9 protein-coding genes and 1 pseudogene are annotated in these 11600 nt (G+C 70.3%); 2 read left to right on the plus strand and 8 right to left on the minus strand.

Annotated features, from left to right (window positions below):
* Positions 1-880: prolipoprotein diacylglyceryl transferase (gene lgt / locus MHO01S_RS15605; protein WP_218016054.1), on the plus strand; the 880-nt coding region annotated here is incomplete at its 5' end.
* 233 nt (positions 881-1113) lie between these two features.
* Positions 1114-2721: an apolipoprotein N-acyltransferase gene (gene lnt / locus MHO01S_RS15615; protein ID WP_060958335.1), complete on the plus strand. Its 1608-nt coding sequence runs from the start codon at positions 1114-1116 to the stop codon at positions 2719-2721.
* On the opposite strand, the pseudogene nhaA reads toward lnt, so the two are convergent.
* The 8 genes and pseudogenes from nhaA to MHO01S_RS15660 all read right to left on the minus strand — a co-directional run bounded on the left by nhaA (position 2617) and on the right by MHO01S_RS15660 (position 11360).
* Positions 2617-4200, minus strand: a pseudogene (nhaA, locus tag MHO01S_RS15620) (Na+/H+ antiporter NhaA). The gene lnt and the pseudogene nhaA sit on opposite strands and share 105 nt — an antisense overlap.
* Before the next feature lie 185 nt (positions 4201-4385).
* Entirely contained in the window at positions 4386-4667 is a 282-nt protein-coding gene (locus MHO01S_RS15630; protein ID WP_060958338.1) for a metal-sensitive transcriptional regulator, read from the minus strand.
* A gap of 66 nt (positions 4668-4733) precedes the next feature.
* On the minus strand, positions 4734-7607 hold the full coding sequence (locus MHO01S_RS15635; RefSeq protein ID WP_060958339.1) for a heavy metal translocating P-type ATPase: 2874 nt from the start codon (positions 7605-7607) through the stop codon (positions 4734-4736).
* A gap of 266 nt (positions 7608-7873) precedes the next feature.
* Positions 7874-8119 carry a DUF2933 domain-containing protein gene (locus MHO01S_RS15640; RefSeq protein ID WP_060958340.1) on the minus strand — a complete coding sequence of 82 codons (246 nt, stop codon included), beginning with the start codon at positions 8117-8119 and terminating at the stop codon, positions 7874-7876.
* Positions 8116-8391 (minus strand): hypothetical protein, encoded by a 276-nt coding sequence (locus MHO01S_RS15645; RefSeq protein WP_060958341.1) that lies wholly within the window; start codon positions 8389-8391, stop codon positions 8116-8118. The genes MHO01S_RS15640 and MHO01S_RS15645 overlap by 4 nt, the downstream gene beginning before the upstream one ends.
* A gap of 96 nt (positions 8392-8487) precedes the next feature.
* On the minus strand, positions 8488-9576 hold the full coding sequence (locus tag MHO01S_RS15650; protein ID WP_231734803.1) for a sensor histidine kinase: 1089 nt from the start codon (positions 9574-9576) through the stop codon (positions 8488-8490).
* 65 nt (positions 9577-9641) lie between these two features.
* Entirely contained in the window at positions 9642-10355 is a 714-nt protein-coding gene (locus MHO01S_RS15655) for a winged helix-turn-helix domain-containing protein (RefSeq protein WP_060958343.1), read from the minus strand.
* 189 nt (positions 10356-10544) lie between these two features.
* Positions 10545-11360 (minus strand): prolipoprotein diacylglyceryl transferase, encoded by an 816-nt coding sequence (locus MHO01S_RS15660; RefSeq protein ID WP_060958344.1) that lies wholly within the window; start codon positions 11358-11360, stop codon positions 10545-10547.
* Positions 11361-11600 lie beyond the last annotated feature (240 nt).

Here is an 11600-nt window from a genome sequence, read left to right on the forward strand (position 1 = left end):
CCCGGATGTCACCGGGTTCGCGGTGGGGCCGTTCACGATCCGCTTCTACGCGGTGTTCATCATCGCCGGGATCGTGATCGCCGTCTGGCTCACCTCCCGCCGGCTGCGGCGGCGCGGCGCGCCTGCGGGCGTCGTGGTCGACGTCGCCCTATGGGCGGTTCCGGCCGGGATCGTCGGCGGCCGGCTCTACCACGTGCTCACCCACCCCGCGGACTACTTCTACGAGGGCGCGGACCTGTGGCGGGTGCTGTACGTGTGGGAGGGCGGTCTGGCGATCTTCGGAGCGATCCTTGCCGGCAGCGTCGCGGCGTGGCTGGTGTGCCGGCGTGCCGGCATCCGGTTCCTTTCGTTCGCGGACGCTCTCGTGCCCGGGCTGCTGATCGCGCAGGCGATCGGTCGGTGGGGCAACTACGTCAACCAGGAGTTGTTCGGCGCCCCCACCACGTTGCCGTGGGGGCTGCAGATTGACCCCGCGAACCATGCCTTCCCGCCCGGGCTGCCTCCGGACACCCTGTTCCATCCGCTGTTCCTGTACGAGATGTTGTGGAACCTTGCCGGCGCGGCCGCGATCCTACTGATCGAACGCAGAGTGTCGTTGCGGTGGGGCAAGGCGCTCGGCGCGTACCTGATTGTCTATGGCACCGGCCGCGCCTGGCTCGAGGCGCTGCGCCTGGATCCGACCGGGCTGCTGCTGTGGGGCGTGAAGGTCAACCTGCTGATGGCCGCACTCATCGCCGTCGCCGGCGTCGCGCTGATCGTCGTGCAGTCCCGACGCCACCCGGAACCGGAACCGTCGCCGTACCTGCCCGGACGCGCTCCCACCCCTGGCGCGACGGTGCCGGGGGCACCTATCGACGTACGGGAAGGAGCACCCGGATGACACGTCGTCCACGACCCGACCCCGATCCGGCCGCAGGTACCGCCGTCGTCGCCGGTACCTGCGGGCCGGGCAGGCGATCATGGCTGTCGGCGCCCTCATCGTCGTGGTGCACTGGCTCGCCCCACATCGAGACGTTCGGCCCGAGGGCTGGATCGACTTGGTCGCCGGGTACCCGATGGGCGCGCTGTTGGTGATTGGCGGCGCGGTCCTGGCCAGCCGCAGACCCACCTGACATGACCTCGCGCACAGGCACACCCCGGCACCTCTCCCGGCAGGGATCCCCGCTGCTGCCGTTGTGGCCGGCGCTGGCGCTCGCGGCCGTGGCCGGGGTGCTGATGGACCTGGCGTACCCGCAGGCCGGCGTGTGGGTGGCCGCGCCGATCGCTGCCGGGCTGCTGTTGTGCGCGCTGATCGGTCGCAGCGCAGCGGGCGCCCTCGGCGTCGGCGCGGTCTTCGGGGTGGTGTTCTTCGCGCTGCTGGTGTCGTGGACCTCCCGCTACCTCGGGCCGGTGCCGTGGCTGGCGTTGACCTTCGTGCAGGCTGCGATCACGGCGGTCGGGGTGATCCCCCTGACCCTCGCCTACCGGTGGATGCCGCGTGTCGCCCCGGGGCGGGCGGGGCGGATGGTGCTGCTGCCGTTGTTGCTGGCGTCGCTGTGGACGGGCCGGGAGATCCTGATGGGGGCGTGGCCGTACGGCGGGTTCCCGTGGGCACGGCTGGGGATGACGCAGGTGGAGAGCCCCGTCGCGGCCGTCTCCTCCTGGGTCGGGGTGAGCGGGCTGAGCTTCGCGATCGTGTTCGCGGTCGCCGTCACGATCGAGTGGGTGCGCGTCTCGCGATGGCGGCGGCCGTCATCGGCGGTGCTTCCCGTGGCGGTCGTCGGCGTCCTGATGCTCGTGCCGGCGTTCCCTACGACGGGATCGGGAACGATGCGGATCGGCGCGGTGCAGGGCAACGGGCCCTCCGGCTACTTCGACGAACGCGAACCGGGTGCGATCGCACGCGCGCAGGCGGCGGCGAGCGTCGCGGTGGAGGGGGAGGATCTCGATCTGCTGGTGTGGCCGGAGGGGCTGGACGGCGACCCGTTCCAGGACGCCCGTCTGGCCCGTGAGCTCGCCGGGGTCGCGGAGCGGGCCGGCGCGCCGCTGCTGGCCAATGCTGCCACGGTCGTCGGCGACGATGTCTACAACACCTCGTTCCTCTGGGACCTGTCTATCGGGGCTGCACCGCGCCGCGCCGACGTGCAGACGCACGCGAAGCGCCACCCGGTCCCGTTCGGGGAGTATGTGCCCGACCGGGAGCTCTACAATGCCCTCGCCCCCGATCTGGTAGGGCTCATCCAGCGGGAGTACACGCACGGCACCGACCCTCCCGTGGTGACCGTCGACGGGACGCCGGTGGGGTTGGCGATCTGCTTCGACGTGATCTACGACGACGTGATCGCCGAGAGCGTCCGGTCGGGTGCCCAGGTGCTGGTGTTCCAGACCAACAACGCCGACTTCCGCGACACCGACGAGAACCTGCAGCAGCTCGCGTTCGCCCGGATGCGAGCCATCGAGACCGGCCGCAGCGTCGTGAACGTCTCCACCGTCGGCACCAGCCAGATCATCGCGCCCGACGGCACCACCGTCGACTCCCTGCCCGCCGGGACCGCAGGCGCGCTGGCCGCCGACGTGGAGCTCCGCACCGGAACCACCCCGGGCCTCCTGCTCGGCCCCGTGCTGGCCGGGCTCATCCTATGGGGCGGTATCGGTGCCCTGGCCGTCGCGGGCGTGCTCAGCAGGGGCACGCGTTCCCCTGCGACCGACGAGCCGGCTCTCACGCCGGCCGGCGGTGGGTGAGATCGTGACAGCGCGGGCGTGGTGGACGGCAGCTCTGGAGGCCTCGAGCCGCAGCCTGCGACGGATGCGACCTGTCGTCCGGGCCGTACTGGTGCTGCTGCTCGCAGTCACCGCGTGGTCCGCATCGCACGGCGCCACCCGAGGCGCGGTAGAACCGCATCCGGTCGCCACGATCTCCTCCGTGGCGACCACGGACGCGCAGGCAACCGGAGAGGATGTGCCGGCGGAGCACCCGACGGCGCTGCCTGCATAAAGCGACGCGGGAACGAACGCCAGTTGGTCCCCGGCGAAGGAGATGTCGGCGATGAGCAGGGAGACGGTGAAGCCGATGCCTGCGACGGCGCTGGCGCCGATCAGGTTGGGCCAGCTGACGGTGAGCGGGAAGCCACCGAGGGCGGGTCGGGAGGCCAGCCAGGTGGAGCCGACGATTCCGATCATCTTGCCGAGGACCAGGCCCACGATGATCCCGAGGGTGATCGGTGAGGTGGCTGCCCGCGAGAGGGTATTGCCGTCGAGGGTTAGGCCGGCGTTGGCTAGGGCGAACAGCGGGACGATCAGGTAGCTGGACCAGGGGTGGAAGATCCGTTGCAGCAGCTCGTTGGGTGAGATGGCTTGGGCCATGGACCGGCTGGCCCGGTGTGCTAGTTCGGGGGTGGGCGCCATCCGGAAGCGGTGCCACCACACTCCGGCCCGGCGCAGTCCTTCGCGTCCGGGCGGGTAGGCGGTGGCGACGAGCCCGGCGGCGACTCCGGCGATGGTGGCGTGCAGCCCGGAGGCTGATACTGCCAGCCACATCCCGGCCGCGACCAGGGCGTAGACCGACAGGTGGCGCACGCCGGCGGCACGCAAGGCGAGGATCAGGCCGAACGCGGCGACCGCGATGAGGAGCCACAGCGGGGAGAGGCTGTCGGTGTAGGCGACGGCGATCACGGTGAGGGCGATCGCGTCGTCGATGATCACCAGGGTGAGCAGGAAGGTGCGCACGCGCGGGGACACCCCACGCGAGAGCGACAGGACACCGAGTGCGAAGGCGGTGTCGGTGCCGACCACGATGCCCCAGCCGCGCATCGAGTCCGCCCCGGCGTTGATGGCCAGGTAGAGCAGTGCGGGCACGATCATGCCGCCGACCGCGGCGATCACTGGGGCCGCCAGACGTCGCCGCTCGCGCAGCTCGCCCATGTCGAACTCGCGGCGGATCTCCAGCCCGGCCACGAAGAAGAACAGTGCCATCAGTCCTTCGTTGACCCAGTCGCGCAGGCTGTGGGACAGCTCTCAGGTTCCGGCCTGGAGGCCCAGCTGGGTGGTCCAAATCGCCTCGTAGGTGCTGGCCCACGGGGAGTTGGCCCAGGCTACGGCGGTGATGGTGGCCACGATGAGCACGATCGCCCCGGAGTTCTCCATGGCCACGAACCGGCGCAGCGGCCCGCCGCGGGGGCCGGCGGGCATGGTGCGTGCTGTGACCGGGGCGTGCCGGCCCATCACTGTCGCCTGTGCCGGCGAACGCGAGGCGGGAGCGGGCACGGCTGCCGGTGGTGGTGGGCGTGTCGCGTCCTTCGTGCCGGGTGCGGCATGTCGGTCTCCGTGGGTGGTCGTGGGCCGGTTCGAGGCCGCAGCGGTGCGCCACCGAACGGGTCCGGCGGGTCAGCGGCGATGGTGGGGGTGGCCTAGCTGCGCACGAGGCGTGCGATGGCCTGGGAGGCTTCGGTGACCTTCTGGGTGTGCAGGTTCGGCCCTGCTTGGGCGGCCTCGGTGAGGCAGTGGTGCAGGTGGTCATCGAGCAGCAGCAGGGCCACCGATTGCAGGGCGCGTGAGGCGGCGGCGACCTGGGTGAGGACGTCGATGCAGTAGGCGTCTTGTTCGACCATGCGCTCGATGCCGCGGACCTGTCCTTCGATCCGGTGCAGCCGGCGGTGCAGGGCGTCGCGGTCGGTTCCGGTGGTGGTCATGGCCGTCCTTCCTGGTGCGGGCCGGTCGCTGTGGAGTGTGTCCTGGCCACGTGGTTGGCGGTGGTGCTAGTGGGTGGGGTGGCCGTAGCGGTGGGGGTCGGCGTCGAAGGTGGCTGCGCAGTGCTCGGAGCAGAAGGCGAACGTGACGCCGTCGTGCTCGCGGGTGGCTGCGGCGGTGGCCGGGTCGATGCTCATCCCGCACACCGGGTCGGTCACGGTGGCGTTGTGGTGCGAGGCGGCCTCGTGGTGGTGGGTCATGGCGGTCTCTTCCTTGTCGTCGTTGGTGTTCTCGTCGTGGTGGTGGTCCCCTCCGAGCTCGACCACCGGTTGTTCGGTAGTAGTGGCCGGTGTCGTGATGGCCGCGGGCACGGGGGCGGGGTTGAAGCGGCGCAGCCGGTTGGAGTTGGCGACGACCGACAGTGAGGACAGCGCCATGGCCAGGGCGGCGATGATCGGGCTGAGCAGCAGCCCGAAGGCGGGGTAGAGGACTCCGGCGGCGATGGGGATGCCCAGGGCGTTGTAGCCGAAGGCGAAGCCGAGGTTCTGTCGGATGTTGCGCATGGTGGCTCGGGACAGGTCCACGGCGGTGACCAGGCCGGACAGGTTCCCCGAGATCAGGGTGATGTCGGAGGACTCGATGGCGACGTCGGTGCCGGTGCCGATGGCCGAGCCGACGTCGGCCTGGGCCAGGGCGGGGGCGTCGTTGATGCCATCGCCCACCATCCCCACGATCCCGCCCTCGGCTTGCAGGCGCTTGACCTCTGCGGCCTTGTGCTCGGGCATGACCTCGGCCAGGACCCGGGTGATGCCGACCTGGCGCGCGATGGCTGCGGCGGTGTCGCGGTTGTCGCCGGTCATCATCACCACGTCCAGCCCGCGCGCCTGCAGGGCGGCGATCGCCTCGATCGAGCCGTCCTTGAGGGTGTCGGCCACGCCGATCACTCCGGCCGGGCGACCGTCCACAGCGGCGAGCATGGGTGTCTTGCCGTCTCGGGCGAGACGTTCGAGGTCGCCGCTCAGGGGTGTGGGGTCGATGCCTGCGCCGGTGAGCAGACGCTTGTTGCCGACCAGCACCTGGCGGCCCTCGACGAGGGCACGCACGCCCTGACCGGTGATCGAGGTGAACTCCTGTGGTGTGCCCAGGGCGTGCCCGGCGTTGGTGGCGCCGGCCACGATCGCGGCCGCGAGCGGGTGCTCGGAGTCGCGTTCGGCGGCGGCGACCAGGGCCAGCAGCTCGGTGTCGTCGAACCCGTCAGCCGGTAGCACATCGGTCAGCGACGGGGCGCCCTTGGTGATGGTGCCGGTCTTGTCCAGGACCACGGTGGTGAGCTTGTGGGCGGTCTCCAGCGCCTCGGCGGAGCGGATCAGGATGCCGTGCGTGGCGCCCTTGCCGGTACCGACGGTGATCGACAGCGGGGTGGCCAGGCCCAGGGCGCAGGGGCAGGCGATGATCAGCACCGCGACCGCGGCGACCAGGGCGAAGATCCCGGCCGGCGGCGGGCCGACCAGGGACCAGATCGCGAAGGTCCAGACCGCGATCACGATCACGGCGGGCACGAAGTAGCTGGAGACGTTGTCCACCAGGCGCTGGATCGGGGCCTTGGAGCCCTGGGCCTCGCGGACCAGGCGGATGATCTGGGCGAGCATGGTGTCCGCGCCGACCTTGGTGGCCACGTAGCGGAACGCCCCGGTCTGGTTGATCGTGGCACCGATGACGGTGTCCCCGGCGGCCTTGAGGACCGGGATCGGCTCGCCGGTGACCATCGACTCATCGATCGCCGAGGTGCCCTCGCTGACCTCGCCGTCCACGGGCAGCTTCTCTCCGGGGCGGATCGCGATCACGTCACCGACCTGGACGTCACCGACGCCGATCTCCAGCTCCTCACCGGCGCGGATGACCCGCGCGGTGCGTGGCTGCAGGCCGATCAGGGCCCGGATGGCCTCACCGGTTCCGGCCTTGGCCTTCGTCTCCAGCAGCCGGCCCAGCAGGATCAGCGTCAAGATGACCCCGACGGCCTCGTAGTAGACCTCTTGGGCATCGGCGGGCAGCACGTCCGGGACGAAGGTGGCCACCAGGCTGAACCCGAAGGCGGCGATCGTGCCGAGGGTGATCAGGGAGTTCATCTCGGCCGTGCGGTGCGAGAGTGCCAGCCACCCGGTGCGGTGGATCGGCCAGCCGGTGTAGACCATCACCGGGGCGATCAGCAGCAGCTGCAGCCACGGCTCCAGCAGCACCCCGGGCCACATCGCCCCGAACAGCTCATGGGCCATCACCGCCACCAGCACCGGGAAGGTCAGCACCGCGCCGATGATCACTCGCCGACGCAGATCGGCGATCTCGCTCGCGCGCTCGGTGGCTTCGGCGTCGACCGACTCGTCCTCGGCCACATGCAGCGCCACCGGACCACCCACCGCGGTGGTGGCAGTCTCGCCCCCGCTCTGGTGCTCGTGCGGAGCGCCCGTCACCGGCGCGATCTCCTCGGTCGGGCGTGGGGGTGCGATCACGCCACCACCGGTGGGTGGGTTCGAGGCTGCCGCAGCACCCGAGTCGGCACCACCAGCGCCAGCGGTGCCGGAGACCACGCGGACCTTGCCGTGCAGCATGTTCATCCCGCAGGCGAAGCCGTACTCACCGACCTCCTGGGGGGTGAAGTCCACGGCCGTGGTGGCGTAGGCGGGCAGAGACTGGTTGACCTTGAAGTCGGGGAAGACCACCCGGGAGGAGCAGTCCCCTGACTCCTGACGGTCGAAGACCATCCGCACCGGGACGCCCTGGACGACCTCGATGACGTCGGGGCTGTAGCCGCCCTTGACCGAGACGGTCACGACCTGCACACCGCCATCGACCTGTGCGCGGCGGGACTTCTTCGGGCCGAAGAAGTACCAGCCGATCAGGGCCGTCAGCACCAGGGCCGCGGCCAGCGTGGCGAGGATTCCCATGACCTCGCTCCTTCCTGTTGGGCCAGATGGCTCGAACCCCGCCGATACCCGGTGGGGGTATCTCCCACGGTAGGGCGGTAGAACCTGTACTGCCCTGATGGATCGATGAAAGTTCGATGAAGACGCCCGCTGTGCGTGACCCCGTGCCGTCTGCGGTGTGCAGGAATGACGAGGCCGGCGCGGGCGTGTGCGCTGCAGGGGGATCAGCGGGGGCACGCCCGCGCCGGCCAGAACGGAAGGGCCGACGCCTGGGTCGAGGGTCGGTCTCAGGGGATGCGTTCGTGGTCCTCGCGGGTCGGCGTGACGTGCTCGTGCCCCGGGTCCTGGCCGGTGGCGTCGCCGTGGTTGTGGCCGCCTTGGCGGTTCATGAAGAACATCATCGCGACCATCCCCAAGGGGCAGGCCAGCAAGATCGCATACGGCAGCGCCTGGCCCAGGTTGACGCCCAAGGCCAGCAACACGGCGAGGATGACGACCGCGCCGATGGCCATGTGCTTGAGGTGGTGTTTCATCGTGGTCCTTTCGTGGTGACCGGCGCGGAGTCGGCCAGGTGGGAGGGGTCGGCCAGCTGGGAGCGCAGCGACCGGTAGGTCTCGGGGTCGACCTCGCCCGCGGCGAGGCGGGCGTCCAGGAGTGCCTGCGGGTCGAGGCTGGGATCGGGCCGTCGGCGGGCGGTGGGGAACATCCGAGACACGGCCCAGACGACGACCACCAGCAACCCGACCCACAGGGCGATCATGGCGGCCCAGCCGGCGACGCCCATCTGGTTGCACCACAGGCCCATCACGGTCTCCTTGCGCTGACCCCGGTGTGTGCCACCGGTGGCTTGGTTCCAGCCTGGGCCAGGGGGATCAAGAAGAGGCGGTCGCTTGATGAAGTCTCACTGAAGATCGGCGGTGGGCAGATCAGCCACGGTCGCTGCTGCGGGCAGGTCGATGACGAACCGGGTCCCGGTGCCCACCCCGGCGCTGTGGGCGGTGATCGTGCCGCCGTGGGCGTGCACGAGCGCCCGGGTGATGCTCAACCCGATACCGGAGCCGCCGTGGTCACGGTCGCGGGCGGTATCGACCCGGTAGAACCGCTCGAATACGTGGGGCAGATGGACACCGTCGATACCCTCACCGGTATCGGCGACCACCAGCCGCACGCCGTCGCCGTGCCGGCTCGCGCCCAGGCCGACCCGGCCACCGGTCGGGGTGTGGCGCAGCGCGTTGTCCAGCAGGTTGGCCAGCACCTGCCCAAACCGATCGGCGTCCACCCAGACCTCGGGCAGGTGTGTGCTGGCCTCGACGACCAGCTCGACGCCGGCGGCGGTGTAGCGGTCGCGGGCGGACTCGGCCGCCACCTCCAGCACGTCCTGCGGGGTCATGGGTTGCCGGTCCAGGTGCAGGGCGCCGGTCTCGGCCCGGGTCACGGCGGCGAGATCGGCGGCCAGGCGGGTCAGCCGAGAAGCTTGGGTGCGCAGCACCTCGACGGTCTGCGGGTCCAGCTGCTGCACCCCGTCTTCCAGGGCGTCTACGGTCGCGGAGATCGTGGTGACCGGGGTGCGCAGCTCATGCGCCACATCGGCCATCAGCCGCCGCCGCAGGTCCTCGTCACGGTCCAGGCGGGTGGCCATGTCGTTGAAGGCGTCGGCCAGCTCATCGAACTCCGCACCCACCCGCGGCCGTGCCACGCGGGCCTGGAATCGGCCCGCGGCCACCTGAGCCGCAGCAGTGGACATGGTGCCCAGCGAGGCACCGATGCGGCGGGCCAAGATCAGGCTGACGGCCAACGAGGTCAGCGCCGAGGCTCCCAGAGCGATGGCCAGGGTCAGCGTGCTGGCCGAGATGAAGGCGGCCTCGGCATGCTCGAACGTCGTCCCGGGCGAGTTCTCCACCTCGATCAGGTGCTGGTGGAAGAACACCGGCCCCACCAGGGCGGCGATCAGCAGTGCCGTGATGCCTCCGGCGATGATCACCAGCGCCATCGCGATGATCAGGCGCGCAGCGATCCCACCCGCGCGCCCCGACGCCGCCGACCGGCTCCGCGCAGTCATTGGCCTGTGCCCATCCGGTACCCGACGCCGCGCACCGTGCGCACGTACTTCTGCTCCTTGGCGCTGTCGCCCAGCTTCTGCCGCACGTGCAGGATGTGCACGTCCACCAGATGCTCATCGCCCACCCAGTCCGCACCCCAGACTGCGTTGATCAACGCCTGGCGGGTGAAGACTTGTCGCGGATGGGCCGCCAGGGCCGCCAGCACGTCGAACTCGGTGCGTGTCAGCGCCACCGGCTCGCCGTCCAAATGGACCTCACGTCCCGACTGATCGATGCTCAACCCGCCAAAGACCAGCCGCTCGGCGAGCGCCGCCGCAGCCGGTGCGGTGCGGGGTCGGCGCATCATCACCCCGACCCGGGCGATCAGCTCACGGGTGCTGAACGGTTTGGTCATGTAGTCATCAGCCCCGACCGACAACCCGATCAACGTGTCGATCTCCTCGGCGCGGGCGGTGAGCATGAGGATGTAGCAGTCCGAGAAGGTGCGGATCTGGCGGCAGACCTCCACCCCGTCCAGGCCCGGTAGGCCCAGGTCGAGGATGATCACCAGTGGATCACTCTGCCGGGCCAGCTCCACTGCGGAGGGCCCGTCAAAGGCCAGGTCGACCTCGAACCCCTCCCGCTCCAAGTAGCCGGCCAGCACACGCGCCAGCGGCTGCTCATCGTCGACGACGAGAGCACGGCGACTATCGGAAGTGGAAGTGTTCATGCCTACCAGTGTCTCTGCTCACCCCGACAAAGTGGCCATCAGCGTGGGCCTGTTCGTCGGTGCCACGGGTGGGGAAACGGCGACGGCGCGACTGGGGCGCGAGCCTGAGGGCGCACCTGGTCTTGCTCGCTGGGCCCGTGGACGCGTGTCGTTGCTGCGGACTCCTGCCGGGCTGGCGCATCGGCTGGGTCAGGAAGGGGTCGAGGACGACACCGCGGGTGGCGCCAGTGACCGGTCGCGTGCTGCGAGGCGGGGTGGCGCACTGCTGCCCTGCAGGTGGCGTCGGCGGACCATGACGACCAGGACAGCACCGGCGAGCATGCTGGCGATCGACCACAGCTGTGGCTGCGTCAGACCGAAGAGCGCGGGCTCGTTGATGCGCAGGAACTCGACCGCGAACCGGGCACCACCGCTGAGGATCAGATAGCCGGCGAAGATCGTCAGGGGCGGCTGTCGCCGGCGAGCCACCCGCCACAGCACAGCAGCGATCAGGACGGCCGCAAGTGCTTCGTACAGGGGTGTGGGGTGCACGGGCACGTCGGTGGGAACCGTGCCATCGGAGACCGTCATGCCCCACGGCAGTGTGGTGGGTCGCCCGTAAGTGCCGTCACCGGAGAACCAGCACCCCAGCCGGCCGACCCCGTAAGCCAGGGTCAACGGGATCGCCGCTGCATCGGCGACCACGGCCAGAGGTAGGTGTCGACGGCGGATGAGCACGAGCGTGGCGGCGAGGCCGGCCAGGAGCCCGCCGTACCAGGTGAACCCGGTGCCGCCGAAGTGGTGCCAGGTGAGGTTCGGCAGGTTCTCCAGCAGGTGGTAGATCTTCGCGCCCACGAACCCCCAGACCGTCGCCCACAGGACTAGGGCGTGAGCGTCGTCCTTCTTCAGGCCCAGGCGCTGGAAGGCCCGTCCGAGCAGGAAGGCGCCCAGCAGCGCCGCCAACGCCTTGCTGAGGCCGTAGGTCTGGATGTCCAGGCCGAGGACGGAGAAGAGGATCGGTCGCATGGTGCGCTCCTGTGGTGGGCTGGTCGCCTATCGGGGTGTTCGGTCGGCAGCGTCGCTGAGGCGGCTGTCGGTCTCAGGAACCGTGCAGCAGGCTTCGTGCCCGGTGGTCGGCTGCGTGGCGGCATGCCCGCCGCAGCACCTCTGGTCTGACGCGGTCGTTCGGTCGGGTGCACTATCGCGGCAGCAGGTGGTCATCGTGTCCTCCGTGGATCGTGGGCGTGTGGGGATGGGTGGGCTAGA

The sequence above is a fragment of the Microbacterium hominis NBRC 15708 genome, from assembly GCF_001592125.1.
GTDB classification, from domain to species: domain Bacteria; phylum Actinomycetota; class Actinomycetes; order Actinomycetales; family Microbacteriaceae; genus Microbacterium; species Microbacterium hominis.

What these genes read in the sequence shown, in the direction of transcription:
- lnt (WP_060958335.1), top strand. Translation starts at nt 1,114, where the DNA reads ATGACCTCGCGCACAGGCACACCCCGGCACCTCTCCCGGCAGGGATCC.
- MHO01S_RS15630 (WP_060958338.1), bottom strand. Translation starts at nt 4,667, where the DNA reads ATGACCACCACCGGAACCGACCGCGACGCCCTGCACCGCCGGCTGCAC.
- MHO01S_RS15635 (WP_060958339.1), bottom strand. Translation starts at nt 7,607, where the DNA reads ATGGGAATCCTCGCCACGCTGGCCGCGGCCCTGGTGCTGACGGCCCTG.
- MHO01S_RS15640 (WP_060958340.1), bottom strand. Translation starts at nt 8,119, where the DNA reads ATGAAACACCACCTCAAGCACATGGCCATCGGCGCGGTCGTCATCCTC.
- MHO01S_RS15645 (WP_060958341.1), bottom strand. Translation starts at nt 8,391, where the DNA reads ATGGGCCTGTGGTGCAACCAGATGGGCGTCGCCGGCTGGGCCGCCATG.
- MHO01S_RS15650 (WP_231734803.1), bottom strand. Translation starts at nt 9,576, where the DNA reads ATGGCGCTGGTGATCATCGCCGGAGGCATCACGGCACTGCTGATCGCC.
- MHO01S_RS15655 (WP_060958343.1), bottom strand. Translation starts at nt 10,355, where the DNA reads ATGAACACTTCCACTTCCGATAGTCGCCGTGCTCTCGTCGTCGACGAT.
- MHO01S_RS15660 (WP_060958344.1), bottom strand. Translation starts at nt 11,360, where the DNA reads ATGCGACCGATCCTCTTCTCCGTCCTCGGCCTGGACATCCAGACCTAC.